This window comes from Dyadobacter sp. BE31, from assembly GCF_031457695.1.
Taxonomy (GTDB): Bacteria; Bacteroidota; Bacteroidia; order Cytophagales; family Spirosomataceae; genus Dyadobacter.
This window is the reverse complement of record NZ_JAVDXA010000006.1, coordinates 524198-548169: the sequence shown is the minus strand read 5'-3', so window position 1 is coordinate 548169 and position 23972 is coordinate 524198. Positions and strand designations below refer to the sequence as shown.

Below are 23972 nucleotides of genomic sequence, written 5' to 3'. Positions count from 1 at the left end.
CTTCAAACCTATTCAAAACGGGCCTGCTAGTCACTTAGCGGGCCCGTTTTGGTATTGGAGAAGTCACGCTGCTCCATTTTGTGCCGCGCGATTTCCACTGCCTTGTGCAGCTTTTCCTGTAAAATTTGCTGTGAAGGCAACGCCGTCAGGTAATCGGCGACCCGGATATTGCTTTGGCCGAGCTGCATTAGTTCAATATGCTCGGTGCTTTTGCCGGAGCAGAGAATCAATCCTATTGGATCATTTTCGCCTTCTATCTTCTCATACTTCTCTAAAAACCGAAGGTAAAGCTCCATTTGCCCTTTAAAACCAGCTTCGAATTCGCCCATTTTCAAATCAACCACCACCAGGCATTTCAGCCGCCGGTGGTAGAAAAGCAGATCGATAAAATAATCCCGGTGATCGATGGTAATGCGCTTCTGCCTCGCCATGAATGCGAAATCGCTGCCCATTTCGATAATGAACCGCTGTAATTCCACGATAATCGAGGCTTCCAGATCCTTTTCAGAATAGGCGTCTTTCAATCCCAGAAAGTCGAGGAAATACGGATCTTTGAAAACCAAGTCGGGGTTCAGTTTCTGCTCGCTTTTCAGCAGTTGCAGGTCGTTAATGATCACGTCCTCGGGCTTTTTACTGATAGCGGTCCGTTCGTAGAGCATGGATTGGATGCGCTCCTGTAACTGACGAGACGACCATCGTTCAATTTTACACATCTCAATGTAAAAGTCCCGTTTCAATGGGGCCTCGATGTACATTAGCGTCTTGAAATGCGTCCAACTCAATTGTCTCCGCAGTGTAGAGACAATCGAGTAATCCGGAAATGTCAATTCGAATTTAACACAATGCCTTAAATGTTTTTCTCCCCACCCAGGCCCATATTCGGATACCAATTTCGAACTCAGTTCCTTTAAAACCTTCTTCCCATAGTCCGCGCGGCTTTCTTTCAATATTACTTCGTTGATTTGTTTTCCAACACGATAGTGCAGTAGCGTTATCTCCTCATTCACAGCTAGCGCCACGTTTCGCCGGCTTTGTTCAATGAGTTCCCTTACAGCACCTAAAAGACCTGAATCTTCGAGCTCTTTCATATTATTAATGTTTAAGTCCACCCATTTAGACGCTCCCTTTTTTATTTGGTAACGCACTTCTACAAAAACTTTTTCGCCAAATATTGCGTAACAAAAAAGTTACATATAAATTTGCGTAACCAAAAAGTTACGCATCATGAAACGCGATATCAAGCTCAAATGGTTTTATCCCTATCCGCCCGAAATGATCTGGGAATGCCTTACGAATCCGGAAATCCTGAGACAATGGAGCCCGATGAAGGACTTCAAGCCGGAGATAGGATTTGAATGCCAGACGCAGCAAAAGCCAAGACCCGCACAGAACTGGGATGGGATCATGTACCACAAAATCCTGGAAATCGAGCCGTTGAAAAAGCTCTCTTATAGTTTCAAAGGCGGGCCAAAACCGGGTGTCACTACGCTGGACACGGTTGTGACCTGGATGTTGGAACCCAAAGACGGAGGTACTGAGCTGCGGCTGGAACATACCGGATTTACCGGCCCGAAAAACATGCTCACAAGCTTCATCATGGAAATGGGCTGGAAGAAAATCGTTAACAAATCACTCAAAAAGGCTTTCGAAGCACATTTCCTATGAGCACGGAGACAACGGACGCCTTCCAGGCCCTCGCGGACAGGGGACGAAGGGAGATATTGATGATGGTCGCCAAAGAAAAGCGCTCAATCAATGCTATCGCAGAAAATTTCGACATCAGCCGGCCAGCAGTTTCCAAACACATCAAAATCCTTCAAAATGCGGGATTTATCAATATCGAGGAGAAAGGCCGTGAACGGTACTGCGTGCTGAATCAGGCTGGTTTCAGTGAAGTTCAGCAATGGATCAATACGTTTGAGGAATACTGGACAGCGCAATTCAGAAGCCTGGGAAATTACCTGGCTGCGAATGTACCTGTCTCCAAAAAGTAACTGTCAATGCGCCGGTTTCTTCGGGGCCGGCGCGGAAGCGTGGTATTTTTTCTGAACAATGGCAGCATATTTGTCCATCAGTTCCAACACCTTGTCTCGGGATTTGGATCTTACGACCAGCCCTACATGGTACGGTTCGTTCATACGCCATACTACTTCCGGGTCATTGAAAACCGACAGGTCAGGCCACTCCTGGCGTGCCAACGAGATGATAATGCCTGAATACTCTTTCCGCACAGGAGGTAGTTTGTAGTTTTCGCCCTTGGCCTCCGCGGTTTCCATCCGGGCCCATTCTTTCCAGAGATTAATACCCGAAGCCGCGTCCACCATTTCGGAAAGGTGGGCGCCCCCGACGCGGGACGATGTTTCGAGGAAATAGTATTTTCCATCGTCGTAGCACCGTATCACCTCCGTGTGCGAGGCGCTGTGTTTCAGCCCGAATGCTTTCAACAAATCCACGGCGAGAGTCTGCAATGCATGTTCCTCGGAGGAATCGAGCGGCACGGTAACCGAGCGGAATATTCCACCGCCATGAGCCACATCGAAAGGAGGTGCCAGGTACTTGCTGTTCCAGGAAAATATAACAATACCGTTGTAAGAGATCGAATCGACATGATAAACGTCGCCCGGCTTGTATTGTTCCACTAAATAGGCGTGACGCTTATCTCCCAGTTCATGAATGGTATTCCACAATTCCTCTGCGGTGCTTAGTTTCTGAATGCCCAGAGCCGACGCCTCAGAACGCGGTTTGATCATCCATGGACCCGGATATTTCTCGATAAAACGGTTGATCTCATCATCATTAAAAAGCGCCGAAAACCCGGGAACGAGAATGCCCGATTCCAATGCCTTTGTACGCATCGCGAGCTTGTCGCGGAAATAGCGGCCGGTGGTTTGCCCCATCCCGGGAATCCTGAAATATTCACGGATATGCGCCGCCTTCTCCACATCGAAATCATCGAGCGCGACCACACGGTCGATCGGGCGCGTCCGCATCACGTACGCAAGACCGGTGATGATTTCGTTCATGTTGTAAGTACCATCCTCACCCTCCTCCACATAGAAAAACTCATCCACGGCATTCCTGACCCAAGGTTTATCTTCCAGTTTTTTCGCGGTGATCAAAAAAACCTTATTACCAGCGTCTTTCAGTGCCTGCAAAAAATCATTGCCTTTGAAATAGGTGGAAATGCAGAGAAAAGTCAGAGTTCGGGTCATAAAATGTGATTTGGTGGACGGTAGCGGCATTTGCGGACAAGCCATGCCGCAAAGCTTATATTCTCAAATCTAGCAAAAAGAACCATTTTGGCAAGAAAAGCGCCGGTTAAATTTGCGTTATAACCGGGGGTTTGACGCTAACCCGCAAGTTTCGACAGGTAAGCGATCAGCAACTTCACCCCATACGCTGTTCCGGCGCGGCCTGGTGCAAACTCGGTATCGCCAAATGCCATTCCGGCAATGTCGAGATGCGCCCATGCGGGATGCCCGGCAGTAAACACTTCCAGAAACTTGGCTGCCACAATGGCTCCCGCCAGCGGTTTGCCGTGATAATTCTTCACATCCGCAATGTCGGAGCTGATCTCCTCTTTGTATTCGTCCCAGACAGGCAGCCGCCATAAGCGTTCGCCTGTTTCGTCGGCTGCCTGGGTGAGCTCCTCGGAGAGATGGTCGTTGGGTGTAAAAAGGCCCGCCGCCTCGTAGCCAAGCGTTTGAATCACGCTTCCGGTAAGCGTTGCGAGGTCGATAAGCACATCCGGCTCATAATGTTTGACGGCATAATGCAGGCCATCGGCAAGGATCAAACGGCCTTCTGCATCGGTATCGATCACCTCAATCGTCTTCCCGGCATAAGATCCGATCACATCCCCGGGTTTCATGGCCGAACCGTCCACCGAGTTTTCCGTGGAGGGAATGACGCCGATAATGCGGATCGACAGTTTCAATTGCGCCGCCAGCTCTATCGCGCCCAAAACAGCCGCCGCTCCGCCCATGTCGCTTTTCATCAAATGCATATTGGCCGATGGCTTGATCGAAATACCGCCTGTATCGAAAGTCACGCCCTTGCCCACCAGCGCCACCGTTTGGGTGTAATGCGCCGGTTTATAGTCTGAAACAATCATTACGGGCGGTGTGTCACTTCCCCTATTCACAGCCAGCAATGCGTGCATACCCTGCTTTTCCAGCGCTTCTTTCTCCAATATTTCCACCGCATACCCATGCTCTGCACCCGACTTTCTTGCCCAATCGGCCAGCGTAGCCGGTTTTTTATAGTTGGATGGCGCATTCATCAAATCCATGATCCGGATTTGCACCAGAGCCGTTTTCAGTGCATTATTAACCGATTGCTCCACGTCCGAACTTTCTTCGGACAAAATCGATAATGTACCCGATTTGAAAAAGTCACTTACCGCTTTCGGCTCCGTTTTGTAGAGTTGGAGGTCGTAACCGCCCAACACAATGCCATTCACAGCATTTCCAAGCCATTCGGCCCCACGTCCGCGTCCGTCGAGCATGATGTTGGCGGGCCAGCGGTCTTTTCGTTTGAAAAAAAGCGAGCGGAAAATTTTGGTAATAGCCGGGAGTTTCGGGGTTTTTCCGAGTCCTAACCACAGTTCTTTCGAAGAGTACCACCATGTTTCTCCCTTTTCTGCCTTGAACATCTCCTGGTTAGCGGGTTCGGCACCCTGTTCGAACGGGCGGACGATCAGTACGTCTTCGATAGGCTCCTGTATGATCTCTATTTGCATTGGATTCGAAATTCGGTTTAATAAAAAAGCAAAGACAATATATGCCTTTGCTTTCAAAAATGGGTTATACGGGAATTAATCCAATCCGCCGCGGCGCGTAGGCTTGCGCGGCTCAGGCCATGCGCCCGGCACACCTTTGGCATCGAGGGGCAAAATGCTCTTGTCTCGTGAGGTTTTGGCAGGATCTTCGCTAGCCTGATAAGCCAGAATTGCGGCCAGTATCGCATTGCTGCGCACATCGTCGAACACGATCTTGTCGTAGGTGTCGCGGTTAGTATGCCATGTGTAGGTGCCGTACGACCAGTTCAATGAGCTCAGAGAGAATGCCGGAGCGCCCGCCGCTACGAATGAGGCGAAATCGGAGCCACCGGTTCCGGGAGCACCGGGAAATGAGGTTTGGATAGGCGTACGGATCGGTTCGGGAACTTTCGAAAGCCAGCGGCCGAGGTATTCATAAGCATTCAAAAAGCCCTGACCCGACAGGTTCACAACCCTGCCCGTTCCATTGTCCTGATTGAAAACCGCCTGAATGTTCTGCACGATCTCGGGATGGTCTTCCACAAATGCGCGGGAGCCGTTCAGCCCTTGTTCTTCGCTTCCCCAATGCCCAACCAGGATCGTCCGCTTGGGATTAGGATATACCTTTTTGAGAATGCGCATGGCTTCCATCATCACGAGCGTGCCGGTACCGTTATCGGTGGCACCGCTGCCGCCGTCCCAAGAGTCGAAATGCGCAGAGAGTATCACATATTCATTGGGTTTTTCGGTGCCTTTGATCTCCCCTACCGTATTGAACGTCTGGCTAATGCCGGTTTCTTTCGCATCGGCACGCACGCTGATTTTCGGCGTGTGCCCCGATTCCGCCAGCCGATATAGCAGGCCGTAATCTTCGAGTGAAATATCCACCGTCGGGATAGCTTTCGTATAAGCCCCGAAGATTTTATTAGCCCCAAAACCCTTTGACCAGTAAGACATCACCACGCCCGCCGCACCCGCTTTCTCCAATGCAAGCGGCAATGCACGGGAAGTGTACCCGGTCTTTTTCAAACGGTTGGCCCATGCGTCAGTCTGCGCGTCCCGGTCCTTTTTCATTTTTTCAAACGACTCTTTCGTCGCAAACTCCTGCCAGTTATAATCGGGACGGCCGGTGGGCTGGTTCATGCTGATCAACACAAACTTGCCTTTGGCGGTTGGTAACCACTTTTGAAATGCCACCGAATCGGCCACATCGGGCAGGATCACCACATCGGCAGTCACCGTTTTGCCGTTCGTGCCGGGGCTCCATGCGAGCTGCATTCCTTCGAGCGACTTCACGCGCGGCGCCACCATGTCTATGTGCGACACACCGCGTTCCCAGCCACGCCACTCGCCCCATTTTTCATTTTTTGCACTAATACCCCAACCTTTGTATTTAGCCACTGCCCAATCGTGCGCCTGCTGCATTTGCGGCGAGCCTACGAGCCGGGGGCCGATCACGTCCATCAGTTCGTGACCGAGTTTTTCAAGTTGCGAATTTTCAGTAGCCTCCTTTACGATGTTTTCAACCACAGGGTCTTTCGCGACCGCGTCTTTACTTTGTGCAAAAACAAAACCGGCCTGACTCGAAAGACAAAGGGTCAGGAGCAAATAGATTTTTTTCATGGAATTGGTGGTTTAAGAAATATCGTTACCCAATGTAGGAAATCGCTATGACGCTTTCCGTACGCTCTTAAAAAATTCTAAATTGATATTTTAATTATATTATTCCAGCACCAGGCATGGATGGCATACTGGTTCACAGGCAGATATGTTAAACCGGATTATCGCATTTGTATTTTTCGCAAACTACTTCGTCGGAATTCTGGCGGTGGCATTATCCCTGGAAACTGCCTTCCAGCTTAGCATCCCGCTCAATTCCCCGGCCTATTACATCCTGCTTTTCTGCACAACCGTATTCTATTACACAATCGCCTACTCGGGGCCGGTTATCCTGAAAGTTTCCGCCAATCCCCGGACCGAATGGTACCGGCAACACTACCGGTTCGTGCGGGTGAGCCAGGTATTCCTGTTTTGTATTTGCGTGTTGCTGGGAGCCTGGTATCTGATTGAAAACTTCCATGCAATAATGCATTTGCCGTTTTACTACTGGCTTGTTTTATCGGTTGTGCCGCTTGCCGCGATCCTCTATTACGGTTTGCTTCCCAAATCCATTATTTCATTCAATCTGCGACATACCGGCTGGCTGAAAGCATTCGTGATCGGGTTTGTGTGGGCTGGATGCGTCAACCTCTTCCCGGTGACGGCCTTACGGATCGAGCGGGGCGTAACCGTCGCCGAGCCCTTATTAATGCTCTGGCTCTTTGCCAAAAACTGGATGTTCTGCACCGTCAACGCCATTATGTTCGATATGAAGGACTATGAGGACGACGCGAATATCGAATTAAAAACATTTGCCGTGCGAATGGGACTACGGAAAACCATTTACGCAGTGCTGGTGCCGCTTCTGCTTGTCGGGCTCATTTCTTTTCTCGCATTTGCCATCTACCGGCATTTTGGCATTCCGACGATCCTGTTTAACATGGTGCCTTTCGTGTGCCTGCTGGTAGTTGCATTTTCGCTCCAAAAGCGGCAAAGCATTTTGTTTTACCTCATCGTGATCGACGGGCTTTTGCTGGTAAAAGCATTATGTGGGATCGCAGGCAGCTTTTTTGCACATCAAAACCTGCATTAGTATGCTGAACAACTATGACCGCATCGCAACGAACTATGACAGGCTAAGCAGACTGATATTCGGCAAATCGATCGTCCGCGCGCAGCAGGCACTGCTCCCATTTATAGGCTCTCCTGCACGCATACTTATCGTAGGCGGTGGAACCGGCTGGATATTAGAGGAAATTGCAAGGTTATCCCCCTCAGGATTAGCCATCGATTATGTCGAAATTTCGTCCAAAATGCTGGACCTCGCCAGAAGGCGAAATTGCAGGGAAAATCATGTCGCATTCGTGCACGCCGGGATCGAAAACTATGCCGCACCAGTGAAATACGATGTGGTCATGACGCCGTTTCTTTTCGACAATTTCAGTCGCGAACGTGCCCACGAGGTTTTTGACAAGCTGGATAAAATGCTCAAAAATGGCGCATTATGGCTGTTCGCTGACTTTCATATTGATCAAAACCTCAACCGCATCTGGCAAAAAGCCCTGCTGCGGTCCATGTATATTTTCTTCAAAAATATCAGTCATGTGGAAGCGGATCAATTGCCGGATATGCACACTCTTTTTAACACACATAACTACCACCTCACATTTGAAACCTTTCATTTCGGCCGTTTCATCCGTTCGGCGGCGTACCGCAAATCAGGCAACGGCGGTACGGCCACGACCGAAAATAAACCGCTCGTTGAAAATGACAATCGATAGCAGGATCAGTGAGTAAGCAGTGATCTGCACCGAATTGATCGGCTCATGGAAGTAGAACAATGCGATGGCAAAGTTCATCAATGGATTGATATACAACAAAATACCCATCGTAGAAGACGTTACCCCCTGCAACGCATACAGGTTCATGAAGAGTGGAATAATCGTAAAAACGACCGCTATCAGCGTGATGAGTATGTAAAATGAAGCCTCCGTAGGCAGCTCGGCGCTGTATTTCGGGTAAAAAGGAAGCAATAGCAGCGCGGAAAAAACGATCTGGATCGTGAGTACCAGGAACTTGTCGATACCTGCATTCTTGCGCTGGCTCACGAGGTAGAAAGCGTAAGAAGCCGCGACGATCAGGCTGTACAGAATATCCGAGATATTATTGAAAGACAATAAAATACAACTCAAAACACTGAGTATTACCGCTGTCCATTGCCATTTGCTGAGCCTTTCATCCAGTACGAAAAAGGCGATTACGGTGGTCATGATCGGGCAGACGAGGTAGGCGAACGACGCCGCCTTCACGCTGATGTGGTTCATCACATAAATGAAGAAAAACCAGTTGGCTGTGAGCAATACTCCTCCGAACAACGTGAGGAATGCAACCTCACGCTTCCGCTTCACAGGCATTGCCTTGAATGCCTCAATGCTCTCTTTCAGCACTTTCACCCGCACAAACAAACTGATTACCGCCATCACCGCCGCACACATGAACACGCGGTAAAAGAGGATGTCGAGCGACGGATATCCTTTCAATGGTTTGAGGGCCAGGCTGAAAAAGCCCCAGATCAGAAACGAAACGAATGCGGTGAGGTAGTACTTTGAAAATTTCATCAGGCTATCGATGTGGTGTGGACCGTACTCCCGAAACAGCAAATTATGCAGCCGGGTTCGTACATTTCGGCCGCGGCCGGATATTTACCATTGAAATTTAACCTTTTGGCTATGCAACCGTTGGTTGACGTATCGTGTCAACCAGACAGTTTCCACTTCTGAAAATCCAGGTCCATGAAAATTCTCTCCATCCTTCCTTTCCTGTTCATCTGCCAGATCGGCCTCGCCCAGCGAACTACATTTTCCGTTGGCGTCAACTCCGGCATTTCACGCTTTGCGGGCGCGAGCGCGGAAAAAACCACTACCTCCGGCACGGGAGGGCCATTCTGTGGCTGCGCGCTTCGGGAGGCCAGTTATCTGGGCAATGTGCCTGCCATTACCTACGGCGGAAACCTCGCGGTGCAATATGAGTTTAAAAACCATTTCCTGCTTGGACTGGAAGCCGGCTACGAAAACCTCCGCACGCGGATCAACGTCGAGACGTACCAGGTAGACGATATGATTTTCAAGACTGAAAACGGCTACAATATCACCCGGAACCATTTCATCAACATTTTTCCCAGTGCCGGATATAATTTTCCATTGGCGGACAACCTCAACCTCTCACTTCGGGGAGGCGCCGATTTCGGGATCGGCCTGAGCAGTTCCAGTCGCCTGGTTATAAAAGAGGTATTTGAAGAAGACCAATTCACCGATCACGACGGTCTCGCTCCCGGGCTCGATTTCCGCCCCAGGGTAGAGGCAAAAATAGCCGGTAAAAGGCTCGGGCTGGCTGTCAGTTACGCACACGGGGCTACGAATTGGCTCAACGGCTGGGCAGGCGGCGCTACCGACCTCCATATGCGCGTCTGGCGCGTGGGTGTACAGTACCGAATATTCTAAAAAAGCAGTAAAAGAGGAACCATAGTCGGCTTATTTGGCTTGATTAGTAAGGCAATATTTAATCAAGTATGACATTTTCCGACATCCGGCTGGTGGCTACCGATATGGACGGTACGCTTTTGAACTCCAAACACGAAATCCACGAATCGTTTTTCCCTGTTTTCAGAAAACTCAAAGATCACGGGATCATTTTCATTGCAGCCAGCGGTCGTCAGTATTTCAACCTCGCCAAAACCCTCGATGCGGTAAAGGACGAAGTCATCTTCGCTGCTGAGAATGGCAGTTATGTGGTTTTCAAGGACGAGGAAATCCACATTCAGGCGATCGATCCGGAGATTACCCGCGAGCTGATATTGATTTCAAGAAAGATCAAAAATACCTACCCGATCATCTGCGGGAAGAAAAAGGCTTACGTCGAGAACGACGACGAGGAATTTATCAACCACCTCAAACTCTATTTTGAAAGATACGAGGTCGTAAATGACCTGCTCGAAATCACCGACGACCAGTTTCTGAAATTCACATTATGCGACCTGGCCGGCTCCGAAGTGAACAGCTACCCGCATTACAAAAAATATGAGCAAGACCTGCAAGTGAAAGTTTCAGGGCCGATCTGGCTCGACATTTCGCACAAAAAAGCGAACAAAGGCCGCGCAATGGAGGTTTTGCAGGAAAAATTCAAAGTGACCGCCGAGCAAACGATGGTTTTCGGAGACTACCTGAATGACCTCGAAATGCTCGAAAAGGCACATTACTCCTACGCAATGGCGAATGCGCACCCGGATATTAAAAAAATAGCCCGTTTCATCGCCAAAAGCAACGATGAAAACGGGGTAGTTGAAGTCCTTTCGGAAATTACGGAATAAGGCAATGCCCTACTCCGTGTATTTTTTGAATATGGAAGTCGCTGTGTGGCCCCCGAAACCGAAGGTGTTGTTCAGCGCGTAATTCACAGTCTGGTTCAGCGACTTGCCCAGCACGATATTCATGCCTTCGGGGATCGCCTCGTCAAGATTCTCGGTATTGATCGTTCCCGGAATGATATCATTCTTCACCGCCAAAACACTAACGATACTTTCCAGCGCTCCCGCCGCACCCAGCAAGTGGCCGGTCATCGACTTGGTTGCGCTGATCGCCACAGGATGGTCGCCGAACACGGTTTTCATGCCTTGCAGCTCGCTCATATCGCCCAGCCCGGTAGAGGTCGCGTGCGCATTCACGTAGTCGATCTTGTCGGGCGTGATGCCGGCTTCTGCAAGGGCTTTTCGCATGCCTAATGCCGCACCCATGCCGTCCGGAGGTGTTCCGGTGAGGTGGTAAGCATCCGCGGCCATTCCGCCGCCGACGATTTCGGCATATATTTTAGCCCCTCTCGCTTTGGCATATTCCAGGTCTTCGAGGATCAATGCCGCCGCGCCTTCGCCCATTACGAAACCATCGCGGTCTTTATCGAACGGTCTCGAAGCAGTCGCAGGATCGTCATTTCTTTTCGAAAGTGCCTGTGCCGCGCTGAAACCACCCAATGCGGAGTAGATAATCGCAGCTTCGGAACCGCCTGCAACCATCAGTTTGGCCTTCCCCATGCGAATGGTATCGAATGCACTGATCAACGCCGTGTTCGAAGATGCACAGGCCGAAACGGTACAATAGTTAGGTCCGTGCAATTTGTGGCGGATCGAGATAACGCCGGCCGCAATGTCCACGATCATTTTGGGAATAAAGAAGGGGCTGAAACGTGGTACACCACCGGATGCGTGAAATTCCAGCAGCTGGTCTTCGAATGTGCCCATACCACCGTTTCCGGTCGCCCAGATCACGCCCATATCGTAGCGGTCTTCCAGGTCGATATTCGCAAAGTCCAGCCCTGCGTCCTTGATCGCCGTATCCGACGCCGCAATGGCGTACTGGGTATGCAGGTCGTATTTCTTGATCTCCTTCTTCTCGATATAATCTTCGGGATGGAAGTCCTTCACTTCACAACCGAACTGTGTTTTGAATTTGGAAACATCCATTTTCGTAATGGTAGCAGCACCGCTTTTACCATCTACAATATTTTGCCAGAACTCTTCCACAGAATTCCCCAGCGGAGAAATAACCCCCAGGCCGGTAACTACTACTCTTTTCATACAGTTTGATTATTTGATCCAAGACGTCAGGAAAGTTCAGTCAACTTCCTGAGTCAGTGTATCTTTAAAGATGTCGTCGACCAGTTTCTGCACCTTCGGGCCAATCAGCAGGATTGCCGGGATGACGATCAGATACGACATGCTCCAAGATTTGAGCCAAATCACCAAAAAATTGGCAACAAATCCAATATTTACAGAGATCAAAGTAAAGGAAATTATCCCCGTTGTAACGATCCCCATGATCATGGCAAAAGCGATTTTCTGTCTCATACCGGCTGTGATTTTTGTCTATTGAAGGTTACTTTTTGAAAGGTCTCCGTCAGGCTGTTTGGAGCTCCACGCCTGGGTTCATGGCCTGCAAAGCGGCTGCGGGGTTACTCAAAAAGAGGTTGAAAACATCGGCAGTACGGCCTGTGAGAATTTCGTAGGTATTGTTTTCAAATGCTTCCACGAGTTCGTCGGCTACCTGTTTCGCAGGGATGCCATTCGTAGCACCACCGATTTCAGCAGAGAACTCGGTATCTACCAACGGAGGCAGGATTTCGAATACTTTGACATTCGTGGATTTGCCCAGTGCGATACGCAGCGATTGAGTATACGAGTGCAATGCAGCCTTACTTGCGGCGTAAGTCGGCAGGAAATGGTTAGGAACCAGGCCTGCAATGCTGGAAACGGTCACGATGGCAGCTTCATTCGCTTTTTTGAGGAGCGGCAGCAACTTCTGATTCAGACGGATAATGGCCAGGTAATTGGTGATAATCTCCTCTTCGGCCAGTGTTGCGGCGTCCTGGTCGCCGTCCAGATGATAGTAGGCGGCCTTTCCTGCATTATTAATCACCACATTCAAATCTGGGAATTCGTTTTCAAGGCGCGCAACAAGCTCGTCGGTAGCCTGCTTGTCGACCACATCGTAAACGATGGGCGTCACATTGGTCAGTTGCGCTGCCGCTTTTTGCAGACGTTCTTCATTGCGACCGGTGATGATTACATGATTGCCTTTTGCGTCGAACGCTTTGGCGAATTCGAGACCGATACCGGCACTTCCGCCGGTAATGAGGATTGTATTTCCAATAGTTTTCATTGTTTTCGAGTTTAAAATATACCATTCGGTATATTATTTGAGAAAACTAAAACCGGCATTTACCCGGCGCTATTTGTAAATCAAAATTCACATGACAAAAATATACTGATCGGTATATTTTTGCAAGAAAAATCATAAAAACTTTTGAGCTATCTACAAAAAACGGCCTGGTTGTCCACCAGGCCGCAATTCTATTTCCGATCGCCAATAATTTCTTACTTCACACTTACACGCCAGATGACATTACCGGAGTCGTCGTTCACCAGCAATGAGCCATCGTTCATCACCGTCACACCAACCGGTCGGCCGTACACCTTCTTCTCGCTTTCGACAAAACCCGTCAGAAAATCCTCAGGCTTCCCCGACGGCTTCCCGTCCTTAAATGGCACAAAAACCACTTTATAGCCCGAAAGCGTCGAGCGGTTCCAGGAGCCGTGCTGACCTACGAATGCACCATTATGGTATTTTGCAGGAAACTTGGTTTTGTTGTAGAATGCCAACCCCAGCGATGCCGTATGCGAACCGACGGGAACATCCGGCACAATCGTCTTTGCAACCAGGTCGGGGCGCTCTCCTTTTCTGCGCGGGTCTTCGTTTGGTCCGAAATAGGCGTATGGCCAGCCGTAAAATCCACCTTCCTTCACGCTGGTAATGTAATCGGGCACGAGTTCGTCGCCCAGCTTATCACGCTCATTCACGGCCGTCCAAAGCACATTGGAAACTGGTGCCCAACCCATTCCCACGGGATTGCGCAACCCGCTCGCATATACACGCTCGCCCGAGCCGTCGGGATTGATTTCTAGGATATTCGCCCTCCGCTTCTCTTCATCGATGCCGTGGTCGGCCACATTACTCGCCGAGCCGACGGAAATGTAAATTTTGCTGCCATCTGCATTCGCCAGCAAGTTCCGTGTCCAGTGATTGTTATAACCTCCCGCGGGCAAATCCACTATTTTCTGGCCTTTGGAAGTGATTTTTGTTTCACCGTCTTTGTAGGGATAACGGTAGAGGCCGTCGGTGTTAGCGACGTAGAAGTACCCTTTCAGCACCAGCATCCCGAGCGGCTTGTTGAGTTTTTCAAGGAAAATCTCCCGCATTTCGGGTGTGCCGTCCTTGTTCACATCGCGGAGGAGCGTAATCCTGTCGGCACTTTTGCGCGTAGCGGATTCGGCCACGAAAATGTCGCCATTGGGTGCAATATAGGTCCAGCGTGGACTATCGAATTTGTCGGCAAATTTGGTTACCACAAAACCCTCGGGAGCTACGGGTGTTTTGCCATCGGGCCAGCCAGCCTCTTCGGGACGGTTTTCCACAGATTCCGTCGCGAATGGCGCGGGCAATGTGAGGCTGTCGGTCACTGTAACCACCGAATCGGGGCCAGTTAGTGCGGCCTCTTCCTTTTCCTTTTTACTGTTGCAACCCCATGCAAATGCCAGAGCAGCGAGACAGATCATTTGATACTTCCTCATGTTGATGAATATTAATGCAAAAAGCTGGTCAGGAACATTGCGTTCCCGGCCAGCTTTTACAATAATAATGCCACCCAACTGCGCTCAGAACGAAACAGGTACTTCTACGACGGTCTTTTCCCAGCCCATGTACATCTTGGCCTGCTTGTCGGATACCTTTTCGAATACAATTGAAAAATTCTCGATCGGTACGTCCACATTTTTTACCGGCACGGTCACGCGCAGCACGTCATTGGCTTCCTTGTACTTGAATGCACCCCAGTAATCGACGTCAGAGCTGATGATGATCGTCCACTCCTTCTCGCCGGGTATCGCGAACAACGAATAGGTACCCGCCTTCACCTTCTTGCCGCCAAAAGTGGCGTCTTCGTAGAATTTGATTTCGGTCGATTCATCCGCGCCCAGGCGCCACACTTTGCCGTACGGCTCTTTTTTACCGAAAATTTCGCGGCCATTCAAAAACGGGCGGCTGTACGAGACCTTCACCAACGCTTTCTCGCCATCCTTGCGGTCATGGGCAAAGTGGTCCGGGAAATATGCGATGTCACGCGGGCTCTTATCCAGCCCCCTGAACTTCTGCGCGTTCGCACCGAATGCGATTACCATCATCAAAAGGGCCAGGAAAATGTTCTTTTTCATATTTTGTGGTTTTTGTTAAAGATTTGAATGCTAATGTTAGGAAAAGTTTTGATTTGAAGATTTAGTCAAATTCACTTTTTATAATGAAATCTGCATTTCAAGATCTTGATCGCATCGGGTGTGACCGAATATACCAAACGGTGCTCCTCGTCTATCCTGCGGGACCAATAACCGGAAAGATCTCCCTTCAACGGCTCGGGTTTTCCGATTCCATCAAAAGGAGATCTTTTGCAATCCTTTATCAATTCGTTAATCCTTTTCAGGATTTTCTTGTCTGTCTGCTGCCAATGAAGATAGTCTTCCCACCCTTCATCGTGGAAGAGGAGCTTCATTCTTCGATCAGCGCTCTCTCATGGATATTTTTTCCGTTTTCTAGGTCTGCTATTACCCTAAGCAGCCTTTCCCTGTTTTCCTTGCTACTCAGCAGGTATTCGGTTGTGTCCTGCTTGTCCTTCCTGACTTTACCCGCCTTGGTTTTACCAGCCATTGCCAATTTCAGTTTGCTCCAATCGATCGTTAATCTCATAGTGTGATGTGTTTAAATTAGCTTACACAAAAATAAAAAACTGAACTGACAATCAGCTATTCTACGCAATCGCCTTGCCACTCAGTACCGGCCGCGGGTCTTTGGTATTTCCGATGATCGCGAGGCTTCTTTTAAACTCAACTTGCAGATTATCCCCTTCAAACTTGCACCGCACGGTTTCATAATGGGCGGTTTCGATGAAGCGCCAGGTCATTTCGAAGGTCGTGTCGTCGATCCAGGCGCCGTTGGCGGCAATTTTGGTCTTCTTTTCGCCAGGAACCGGCGTAAGAACGAGTTTGAGCGGCATGGTCGATAAGTCGGTGAGGCCGATCTTCCAGTTACCCAAACCATTTACCACCAAGTGCTCACCCTTATCGTCGGTTACGCGGAACAGGCACCAGCCTTTATCGAACTCGAAGGATACTTTATTAATTTTCAACTCATTATCCGCCAGCTTAAATGCCTTTCCGTTCATTTTCGCCGCAAGCTCCGACGCCGGTTTTCCAGGTGTAAGCGGCAATGCGAGTGAGCCGAGTTTCTTCTGCATTTCTGACTGTACACCTTTGTCAGCGGGAACACCGGTGGCCTTTACAGCAGGAAGGATATGGTTCCAAACATGGTTCAGAATGGCCTGCATATCGCTGGTTTCGCTGGTAATGGCTACTACCATGTCTTCTTTCGGCATTACAATGCAGTATTGTCCGAAAGCGCCGTCGCCGCGGTAAGCGCCATTCCGGCAACGCCAGAACTGGTAGCCATACCCCTGTTGCCAGTCGTCGTCCTCGGGCTTGCGGTTACTGCCCTTGGACATGATATGCGAGCGTGTCGCCTCCTCCACCCACGCGGCAGGCAGAATGCGCTTGCCATTATATTCTCCTTTTTGCAAATACAGCTGCCCGAACTTGGCAATATCCTCCGTTTTCACCCGTAACCCCCAACCACCGGTATTAATGCCTTTCGGATCCACCTCCCAATCCACATCTTCGATCACCAACGGTTGGAAGAGGCGCGGTTTGAGGTATTCGAGCAATGTCTGGCCGGTCAGTTTCTGAATGATAGCCGACAACATGTAGGTAGCGCCGCTGTTGTACACAAAGAATGTACCCGGCTCATGCTCGACGGGTTGCGCCAAAAACGACTTCACCCAATTGTCGCTCCCCGATTCACGGAGCTTGCCCGTAGTATCCTTGTCATGTCCTGTCGACATGCTGAGTAGGTCGCGTACACGCATGGCCGCGAGGTTGGCGCTCACGGTTGCGGGCTTGTCTTCCGGGAAAAACGACATTACTTTATCGTCCACTTTCAACTTACCTTCGGCAACGGCAAAGCCAATAGCACTGGAAGTGAAGCTTTTGCTGAGCGAATACAATGTATGTTTCAAATCCGGCGCATAAGGTGCCCACCAGCCTTCGGCGACTACCTTTCCCTGGCGCAGGACCATCAGACTATGCAGGTTCAGGCGGTCGGTTTCGACGGCATTGGCAAAGTCCAGAATGCCTTTGGCCGACATTCCCTGCGCTTCCGGTGAGCTGCGCGGCAACTGTCCGTAGCTGAGCGACGCCGCCCAGGCCGACGCCGGAATAGCACTGATTACACCCAATTGAAGGGCGCCAAAACCTAATTTTTGAAGGAATTCCCTGCGGTTGTATGACATGGTTGTTATAAATGCTGGTGATCGAAAGTTTCTTGCGGATGGTTCGACAGGTAGCATTTGCACAGGGAGCGCTATCTTTGCATCAATCACAAAACAAATGACCGCATGCCGGAGAACGCAACTTCCTTCCAATCGCTTGGATTGTCCGAACCATTACTAAAAACCATTGCTGAACAGAATTATACTCAACCGTATCCGATTCAGCAGGCCGCAATTCCAGCCATTTTGAAGGGAAACGACGTCCTCGGCATCGCCAAAACGGGTTCGGGAAAAACGGCGAGCTTTGTGCTGCCGATTCTGGAATCATTTCAAAGACTGCCACCCGCGAAAAACCGGCACATTACTGCATTGGTACTGGTCCCCACGCGTGAGCTGGCAGTGCAAATAGGGACGGTTTTCCAGACTTTCGGTGAGCGGCTTCCGCGGAAAGTGAAAACGCTGGCGGTGTTTGGCGGCGTGTCGATCAACCCGCAAATGATCGCCATGCAAAATGTGGAAATACTCGTTGCAACACCCGGAAGGCTGCTCGAACTGATTTCCTACAAAGCGCTCAGCCTATCGGAAACACGCGTTCTGGTGCTCGATGAGGCCGATAAAATGCTGAATATGGGCTTTGCGGATGAAATGCGGGACATTTTCTTCCTATTACCTAAAAACCGCCAGAGCATTCTCTTCTCGGCTACGCTGGGCGATGAAGTAGATAAAATCAATAAAAACCAGCTGAAAAACCCGCTCCGCATCGAGATCGAAGAGGAGGAACAGAACCTTGACCTGATAAAACAAACCGGCTACTTTGTAGATCCCGACCGGAAGGGGCCACTGCTGAGATACATCATCAAATCACAGCAAATGAAGCAGGTATTGGTGTTCGTTTCGGCCACGCGGACGGCGGATAACCTCGTGGAAAAGCTGAAAAAGAACGGCATCGACGCCATGGCCATGCATAGCAAAAAAAGCCAGGGTGCGCGCACCGAGGCTTTGAATAAGTTTAAATCCGGAAAGTTGAATGTGCTCGTGGCGACCGATCTGGCGTCGCGCGGGATCGACATCCAGTTTTTGCCTTACGTAATCAATTTCGAGCTACCGAGGTCTCCGAAAGACTATGTCCACCGCATTGGCCGGACGGGCCGGGCCGAGAATCCGGGCGAGGCCATTTCGCTGATCTGCCCCGAAGACGTCCACCATTTCAAAATCATCCAGAAAAAGATGGGCAAGCGTGTTGAAATGATGGAGTCTTACGACATCGAGTTGCGGGGTTATTAAATGCTACTCTTCTTGGCGGCTAGGTCTACAATGTCCTTCTTGCTGCCGGTCCAGAATGCGATTTTACGGCGGTTATAGGTGTAAGTAACCGCCACTGAATCGCCCCAGCTGATCACAGCCGGATAGGAATACTCGTCTTCTTTCTTACCGGTTGCGATGTCGATCTTGTCGGTCCAGTTCTGGCCGTCGTCGTAAGAAAGGATCAGCGAAAGCGGAGAGCGGGAGCCCCAATTGTGGTCATCGGGATTGTAGGCGAGTACCAATGTACCGTCGGCTAATTTGGCAAGGTCAATACCACTGTTTGGGTTAGGCAATGAGGTCTTTTTGATCGTCGACCAGGTTTTGCCATTGTCCTTCGAATCGCTGCGCCCGATCACGCCGCCGGTCGTACGCACGAGCATATGTACCTCTCCCGGCTTCGATTCCCACAATGTAGGCTGGATCGCACCCTTTCCTTTGATTTCCATCGTATCGATCTTGAAATACGGGCTCGCCGTCCAGGTTTTGCCCTTATCGGTGCTGCGGTCTACAAAAACCTCCCAACGGTTTACTTCATTGGAAGCGCCAGCGAGCCAGTCGCCATTCGAAAGCTCGATCAGCTTGTCCTTCACCGGCCCACGGCCGCCTTTATCGCCCTTTACGAGTTCATAAGCTTCCGACCACGTTCCACCATTGTCGGAAGAGGTTTTCACCCATGTTTCCCATTGTGCGATCTCCTTCCCTACTTTGAAATACAAAATCACTTTCCCGTCGGCAGTTTTCTGCAAAACCGGGTTCCAATGCGCATCCTCGCGGATTTTGGCTACTTCAATCGGCTCGCTCCAATGGCCGGGGCGACCTTTTGAAAGCCAGATACCCACGTCGGGGTTCTTCTCTTCCGTACCGCCAAACCATGCTACGAGAAACTGCCCGTCATCGAGCCGCACGAGCGTGGAAGCGTGGCATTGCGGAAAAGGGCGCTGATCGCCGAAAACGAACTCTTTGTCGTTCGCGAGCGAATCCAGTTTCTTGTCCTCTGCCGTTTCCGTCTTTTTCGAACCGCAGGATGTCATCACAATGGAGCCCAGCAGCAAAGTAGCCGCCAGCCACTTAGATTGCTTTTTATATTGTAGCATGGATTAAATGATAGGTTAAACGTTTGGCAGAATACCCTTCCGAACCAAAAAAAGGCTATTATTTAAGCAACTTCTTCAATTCGTTCATAACCGCCGCAGGTGCCTGCTCTTCGTAAAGAATGCTGTAAACCGCGTTGGTAATGGGTAAATTAACGTGATAAGTCTTGTTGAGCTCCTGGATACTCCTGGTGGCATAATAACCTTCCGCGATCATCTTCATTTCGAGCTGCGCGGCCTTCACGCTGTACCCACGCCCGATCATATTGCCGAACAACCGGTTGCGGCTGAACTGCGAATAGGCCGTCACCAGCAAATCGCCCAGGTATGCGGACGAGCTCAGGTTCCTTTCGCGCGGGTCGAGGGCAGTAACCAGGCTCCCAATTTCCTGCATCGCATTGGACACAAGTACCGCCTGAAAATTGTCTCCATACCCAAGCCCATGCGTGATCCCGCACGCGAGTGCTATGATGTTTTTCATCACCGCGGCATATTCAACGCCATAAAGATCGTCCAGCGCGTTGGCAGTGACGTAACGGCAGGTCATCAACTCGGCAAAATCTTCCGCGGCGGGGCATTCTGTGGATGCTATGGTCAGGTAGGATTGCTTTTCCAGTGCCACTTCCTCTGCGTGGCACGGGCCGGCGATGACGCAGGTATCCTTCATTTCAATACCAAAAGCTTCGGCCGCCCAATCGGTAACGAGGGCATTCTGGCCGGGGACCATTCCTTTAATGGCCGAAACGATGCGCTTACCCTGCAAATGCTTCGCCGATAAGTGCTGCAAAGACTCCTGGATGAATGCGGCGGGAACCGCCAGAATAATATAGTCCGCTCCCTTCACCGCGTCGGTTGTCTTCTCGAAAACCTTCACCTTTTTGGGTGAAAGGACTACATCGCTGAGATAGCTCGGGTTATGATTGAACTTCCGGATATGGTCGATGTCCTTCTGGTTCCGGAGCCACCAGCGGATCTGAACGTGATTTTGTTCGCAAAGGATTTTAATCAGGGCAGTCGCCCAGCTTCCCCCGCCTATCACGGCAATTTTAGTATGATTTAAAAAACTCATCCGCCTGGATTGTCAGAATTTGGCTGAAATATGGGGCCAAAATAGCTGAAAATAAAAAATCCTTGCAGCAAAGCCGCAAGGATTTTCCTTTTTAACCTAAACTAAATCGAACTTATTACTTTTTTACAACGCATCAGTTCGGGTTTTCATTTGATTTTTTCCCATCTTTTTTCGGATCTTCCTTCTTTTTTTCAACCAGGTCACCGTTATTGAGGTTTTTGGACACTGCAATGTATGGTCCGGAGATAATCTTGTCGCCCGGTTTCAGGCCCGAAAGAATTTCGATGTTCTCAAAATCGCTGATGCCCGTCTTCACTTCCTTCATTTCCGCCTTGCCATTCACATCGATAAATACCACTTCCTTAATCACTTCCTGCTTCTTGGGTTTCTTCTCGTCTTCCTCGGCTGGCTGCACATTATTATTCGACCCGTCGCCTGAGCCCGGGATCACCTGCGGGGTGCCTCCCCGCGTGGTAACCGCCGCGATAGGCACCGAAACCACACCATTTTTACGTTCGGTAATGATTTCCACCGATGCTGTCATTCCGGGTTTGAAAGGATAGGATTTTTTCGAACGCGCGGTCATCAGGTCTTTAAATGAATCGTTCAAAATTTTCACTTTCACCTGGAATTCCGTTACGGCGTCAGCGGATGTGCTTGCAGCAGCCGTTGACGACGACGAAAGCGATGCAAGGCCCGCTGCCGTATTCGCGATTTCCTTCACTACCCCTTTGAACTTACGACCCGATGAGCTGTAAGCATCCACGTCGATCTCGGCAGTATCGCCGATCGATACCCGTACGATATCGTTTTCATTGACATTCACACGAACTTCCATATCCGCGAGGTTGGCGATGCGCATCATTTCGGTACCTGCCATTTGCGAAGTGCCCACCACGCGTTCGCCCGCTTCGACATTCAAGAGCGACACGATACCGCTCACTGGCGCGAAAATGCTGGTCTTGCGCAGGTTTTCCGCCGCATCACGCATGCTGGCTTCCGCACTTTTGATATTGAAAAGCGCTGCCGCTACATTCGCCTTCGCCGATTCCACGTCCTGCTGGGCCACGCCATAGCTGGACGCAAATCCTTCGAAATCCGCCGAAGAAATCACTTTGTCAGCAAAAAGCTTCTTGTTCCGGTCATAATTGGCCTTCGCCTGAACAAGTCTTGCCTCTGCCTGCGCTACCAATGCCTTGGTTTGTTCATAGTTGGCCTTGCTCGAATTGACCGCGGCTTGCGCCCGGGCCATTAACGATTCATAGTTGTCCGGGCGGATTTTCAGGAGCAATTGCCCTTTTACCACCGAATCGCCTTCCGCTACATTCAATGCAATGATCTCACCAGAAACGTCCGGGCTAAGCTTCACTTCCACCTCCGGCTGCACTTTTCCCGACGCGCTTACCCGTTCGATGATATCCGATTTTTTGACGGTCGCGTATTCTACCTCAGTGGTCTTGGGCTTGCCGATGTAGCCGGCCTGTTTGGCTCCAAACAAACCACCGATGAGTAGCACCACGACACCTCCCGTTATCCACCAGATCTGTTTCGAAGATTTACGTGCCATATTTTTTTGATTACAATTTTGAAGATAGATTGCTGATAGTACGGGAATTCTAGAAATCAGAGAGCGGTCGGTTCATATAGAAATCCAGGATTTTAGTCCTGAAAACGTAGTCATACTTGGTTTGGACGAGGTTGCCATTCGCTCTGTCGAGATTGGCTTTCGCGATGTTGTACTCCACCGAGTTGATTGCCCCTACATCGAAACGAACCTGCGCTACGCGGAAAGTTTCCTGCAATGCACGTACCTGGTTTGCGGTCGCGGAGTAACGTTTGGCCGCATTCGTCATATCGATATAAGCCTGTTCCACATTCTTGCGGATCGTCAGCTGCACCTGTTGCGCCTGGTATTCGTAGGTCTTTTGCTGCAATTTGGCGTTAGCTACATTGTATTTCGTCCGGAAATTATTGAAGATCGGGATCGAGAGGTTCAGGTTGATCGCCGAGTTACGGTTAAAATCGAGCTGGTTGAAATAACGGAAGTTCTGGATAGAACCATTCGGTGCTGTCACACGCTGGATAATAGGCACTTGCTTGTTATCAATCATCACATAATCGGTCGTCGAAGGGACATCAATCGTGGTATTGCCCGTTCCGTCCCCGACAAACCGCTGCTTGGGTGCCGCGCTGGAATAAGCCGTATAAATACCTCCATTCAACGTCAGTGTGGGCATACCTGCGCCTCTTGCCAGATCAATGTTAATTTTTGAAGCTTCAATCCGCATATTGGCAGCCTTCATTTGCGGCAGGTTGTTCAATGCGGTTTCGTAAATCTCCTGAATAGACGCGTCATACGCCTGCATTGTGGGGTCTTTCACCGGTATCTTCACGACGTTGATCACCTCGCTGCCCGGCATGTTCATATATTGTTTCAAATTCAACTTCGCGCTTTCGAGATTATTCTGGGCATTTACGAGCGAAAGTTCATCGTTGGCCAGTTGTGATTTGAGGTCGAGCAGATTACTTTCCGCGAGCGTACCTGCTTCTACAAGTTTGGCGGTACGTTCTACCTGCAATTGGGATGCATCGACCTGCCGCTGGGCTACCATGATGAGCTCCTCGTTGGTCACTACCTGCAAATACGACAATGCTACATTGAGCATAATATCATTGCGGGTCGCTTCCAGGTCTTTGGCGCTCGCCTGGTAGTTGGCATTATTGAATTTGATGTTGTTGCTGATCTGAAAACCGCTGAAAAGTGTCACCTGCCCGCCGAGCTGGTAGTTATTGGAGCTAACGTTCTGCTGAACGAACTGGTTGGTGAAGGGGTCGATGTTACGTCCCGAACGGAAACCCTGGCTGGCACTGAAACTGATACTTGGCCACCGCTGCCATTTCGACTGCTCGTAGGTGTTGCCATTAGTTTGCACCGTAATTTCCGATTGCTTGACCTGCGGGTTGGTTTCCAGGGCAATCCGGATGCAATCTTCCAGCGAATACGTGTTGGCCGGCTGACTTACATTTTGCTGTGCCTGCGACACTGTCATTCCACCAAACAATGCCAAAACCAGTGCGGAATAGCGTAAAGAATGAAACATAAGCGGTTTAGAGTTAGATGATCAATATTAGTGCTTACCTCAAAATGCAACCATCCATTTGGTACGGACGGTTG

At 50.0% G+C, this 23972-nt stretch carries 24 protein-coding genes; 7 read left to right on the top strand and 17 right to left on the bottom strand.

The annotated features are described in order from the left end of the window. Positions 1-26: 26 nt before the first annotated feature. Complete coding sequence (locus J2Y43_RS27935) at positions 27-1088, bottom strand: PDDEXK nuclease domain-containing protein (RefSeq protein ID WP_309989035.1); 1062 nt, start codon at positions 1086-1088, stop codon at positions 27-29. Between the two features lie 136 nt (positions 1089-1224). On the opposite strand from J2Y43_RS27935, the gene J2Y43_RS27930 reads away from it, so the two are divergent. Both J2Y43_RS27930 and J2Y43_RS27925 read left to right on the top strand, forming a co-directional pair. Further along, positions 1225-1665: an SRPBCC domain-containing protein gene (locus J2Y43_RS27930; RefSeq protein ID WP_309989038.1), complete on the top strand. Its 441-nt coding sequence runs from the start codon at positions 1225-1227 to the stop codon at positions 1663-1665. After that, positions 1662-1994, top strand: coding sequence for a metalloregulator ArsR/SmtB family transcription factor (locus J2Y43_RS27925; RefSeq protein WP_309989041.1), 333 nt, complete (start codon positions 1662-1664; stop codon positions 1992-1994). The genes J2Y43_RS27930 and J2Y43_RS27925 overlap by 4 nt, the downstream gene beginning before the upstream one ends. Positions 1995-1997: 3 nt before the next feature. Here J2Y43_RS27925 and J2Y43_RS27920 read toward each other — a convergent pair whose 3' ends face one another. From J2Y43_RS27920 to J2Y43_RS27910, 3 genes are all read right to left on the bottom strand, one after another. Then, complete coding sequence (locus tag J2Y43_RS27920; protein WP_309989044.1) at positions 1998-3212, bottom strand: ATPase; 1215 nt, start codon at positions 3210-3212, stop codon at positions 1998-2000. 137 nt (positions 3213-3349) lie between these two features. Continuing rightward, positions 3350-4741: a leucyl aminopeptidase gene (locus J2Y43_RS27915; protein WP_309989046.1), complete on the bottom strand. Its 1392-nt coding sequence runs from the start codon at positions 4739-4741 to the stop codon at positions 3350-3352. Between the two features lie 75 nt (positions 4742-4816). Continuing rightward, positions 4817-6382 (bottom strand): M20/M25/M40 family metallo-hydrolase, encoded by a 1566-nt coding sequence (locus tag J2Y43_RS27910; RefSeq protein ID WP_309989049.1) that lies wholly within the window; start codon positions 6380-6382, stop codon positions 4817-4819. 145 nt (positions 6383-6527) lie between these two features. Here J2Y43_RS27910 and J2Y43_RS27905 point away from each other — a divergent pair, with 145 nt between their 5' ends. Then, positions 6528-7451 (top strand): UbiA family prenyltransferase, encoded by a 924-nt coding sequence (locus J2Y43_RS27905; protein ID WP_309989051.1) that lies wholly within the window; start codon positions 6528-6530, stop codon positions 7449-7451. Position 7452: 1 nt separating this feature from the next. Next, positions 7453-8139, top strand: coding sequence for a class I SAM-dependent methyltransferase (locus J2Y43_RS27900; RefSeq protein ID WP_309989054.1), 687 nt, complete (start codon positions 7453-7455; stop codon positions 8137-8139). On the opposite strand, the gene J2Y43_RS27895 is transcribed toward J2Y43_RS27900, so the two are convergent. Beyond that, positions 8077-8976, bottom strand: coding sequence for an EamA family transporter (locus tag J2Y43_RS27895; RefSeq protein ID WP_309989057.1), 900 nt, complete (start codon positions 8974-8976; stop codon positions 8077-8079). The genes J2Y43_RS27900 and J2Y43_RS27895 overlap by 63 nt on opposite strands. A gap of 174 nt (positions 8977-9150) precedes the next feature. Here J2Y43_RS27895 and J2Y43_RS27890 point away from each other — a divergent pair, with 174 nt between their 5' ends. Together J2Y43_RS27890 and J2Y43_RS27885 are read left to right on the top strand one after the other, a co-directional pair. Continuing rightward, complete coding sequence (locus tag J2Y43_RS27890) at positions 9151-9858, top strand: outer membrane beta-barrel protein (RefSeq protein ID WP_309989060.1); 708 nt, start codon at positions 9151-9153, stop codon at positions 9856-9858. Positions 9859-9926: 68 nt separating this feature from the next. Next, entirely contained in the window at positions 9927-10724 is a 798-nt protein-coding gene (locus J2Y43_RS27885; protein ID WP_309989062.1) for an HAD family hydrolase, read from the top strand. Positions 10725-10733: 9 nt separating this feature from the next. On the opposite strand, the gene fabF is transcribed toward J2Y43_RS27885, so the two are convergent. From fabF to J2Y43_RS27845, 8 genes are all read right to left on the bottom strand, one after another. Continuing rightward, the gene (fabF, locus tag J2Y43_RS27880; protein WP_309989065.1) at positions 10734-11984 is read right to left on the bottom strand and encodes a beta-ketoacyl-ACP synthase II; all 1251 of its coding nucleotides are present in this window, start codon (positions 11982-11984) and stop codon (positions 10734-10736) included. A 36-nt stretch (positions 11985-12020) separates the two neighbouring features. Continuing rightward, the gene (locus J2Y43_RS27875; RefSeq protein WP_106597063.1) at positions 12021-12254 is read right to left on the bottom strand and encodes a DUF2798 domain-containing protein; all 234 of its coding nucleotides are present in this window, start codon (positions 12252-12254) and stop codon (positions 12021-12023) included. A 49-nt stretch (positions 12255-12303) separates the two neighbouring features. After that, positions 12304-13065, bottom strand: coding sequence for an SDR family NAD(P)-dependent oxidoreductase (locus J2Y43_RS27870; RefSeq protein ID WP_309989069.1), 762 nt, complete (start codon positions 13063-13065; stop codon positions 12304-12306). A 215-nt stretch (positions 13066-13280) separates the two neighbouring features. Beyond that, on the bottom strand, positions 13281-14534 hold the full coding sequence (locus J2Y43_RS27865) for a sorbosone dehydrogenase family protein (protein ID WP_309989072.1): 1254 nt from the start codon (positions 14532-14534) through the stop codon (positions 13281-13283). Between the two features lie 84 nt (positions 14535-14618). Continuing rightward, positions 14619-15173 carry a DUF2911 domain-containing protein gene (locus tag J2Y43_RS27860; RefSeq protein ID WP_309989075.1) on the bottom strand — a complete coding sequence of 185 codons (555 nt, stop codon included), beginning with the start codon at positions 15171-15173 and terminating at the stop codon, positions 14619-14621. Between the two features lie 71 nt (positions 15174-15244). Further along, positions 15245-15505, bottom strand: coding sequence for a Txe/YoeB family addiction module toxin (locus J2Y43_RS27855; RefSeq protein WP_309989077.1), 261 nt, complete (start codon positions 15503-15505; stop codon positions 15245-15247). Then, on the bottom strand, positions 15502-15699 hold the full coding sequence (locus tag J2Y43_RS27850) for a hypothetical protein (protein ID WP_309989079.1): 198 nt from the start codon (positions 15697-15699) through the stop codon (positions 15502-15504). Before J2Y43_RS27850 ends, J2Y43_RS27855 begins: the two co-directional genes overlap by 4 nt. 61 nt (positions 15700-15760) lie before the next feature. Further along, the gene (locus tag J2Y43_RS27845) at positions 15761-17353 is read right to left on the bottom strand and encodes a serine hydrolase (RefSeq protein WP_309989081.1); all 1593 of its coding nucleotides are present in this window, start codon (positions 17351-17353) and stop codon (positions 15761-15763) included. A gap of 105 nt (positions 17354-17458) precedes the next feature. On the opposite strand from J2Y43_RS27845, the gene J2Y43_RS27840 reads away from it, so the two are divergent. After that, positions 17459-18616 carry a DEAD/DEAH box helicase gene (locus tag J2Y43_RS27840; protein WP_309989084.1) on the top strand — a complete coding sequence of 386 codons (1158 nt, stop codon included), beginning with the start codon at positions 17459-17461 and terminating at the stop codon, positions 18614-18616. Here J2Y43_RS27840 and J2Y43_RS27835 read toward each other — a convergent pair. The 4 genes from J2Y43_RS27835 to J2Y43_RS27820 all read right to left on the bottom strand — a co-directional run bounded on the left by J2Y43_RS27835 (position 18613) and on the right by J2Y43_RS27820 (position 23898). Next, positions 18613-19731 carry a sialidase family protein gene (locus tag J2Y43_RS27835; RefSeq protein ID WP_309989088.1) on the bottom strand — a complete coding sequence of 373 codons (1119 nt, stop codon included), beginning with the start codon at positions 19729-19731 and terminating at the stop codon, positions 18613-18615. The genes J2Y43_RS27840 and J2Y43_RS27835 overlap by 4 nt on opposite strands. A gap of 58 nt (positions 19732-19789) precedes the next feature. Continuing rightward, complete coding sequence (locus tag J2Y43_RS27830) at positions 19790-20797, bottom strand: NAD(P)H-dependent glycerol-3-phosphate dehydrogenase (protein ID WP_309989092.1); 1008 nt, start codon at positions 20795-20797, stop codon at positions 19790-19792. A 133-nt stretch (positions 20798-20930) separates the two neighbouring features. Beyond that, positions 20931-22364, bottom strand: coding sequence for an efflux RND transporter periplasmic adaptor subunit (locus J2Y43_RS27825; protein ID WP_309989094.1), 1434 nt, complete (start codon positions 22362-22364; stop codon positions 20931-20933). Positions 22365-22413: 49 nt separating this feature from the next. Next, positions 22414-23898, bottom strand: a complete 1485-nt coding sequence (locus J2Y43_RS27820) for a TolC family protein (protein WP_309989097.1) — start codon at positions 23896-23898, stop codon at positions 22414-22416. Positions 23899-23972: the final 74 nt, after the last annotated feature.